General features: G+C 72.5%; 1 protein-coding gene. It reads left to right on the forward strand.

Features of this window, described 5'->3' with window-relative positions; translation table 11 throughout:
• Positions 1–255: condensation domain-containing protein (locus KVP70_RS35960; protein ID WP_217946802.1), on the forward strand; the 255-nt coding region annotated here is incomplete at both ends.

Below are 255 nucleotides of genomic sequence, written 5' to 3' on the forward strand. Positions count from 1 at the left end.
GCAGAACGGTCTGATCTCGGCGCAGGCCGAACATCCCAGCCGTGGCTACTGGCACCAGCAGCTGCAGGGCGAGCTGCCGCGCGTGCAGCTGCCGTTCGACTTCCCGCTGTCGGCCACCACGCCGACCGCCGGCGCGCGCTACAGCGTCAGCCTGACCGGCGCGGCCTGCGCAGGCTTGAAGGCGCTGTGCGCGGCGCGCGGCAACACGCTGTTCATGGTGCTGCAGGCCGCGTTGTCGGTGTGGCGGGCGCGCCT

This window comes from Duganella violaceipulchra (assembly GCF_019166075.1).
Taxonomy (GTDB): domain Bacteria; phylum Pseudomonadota; class Gammaproteobacteria; order Burkholderiales; family Burkholderiaceae_D; genus Rugamonas; species Rugamonas violaceipulchra.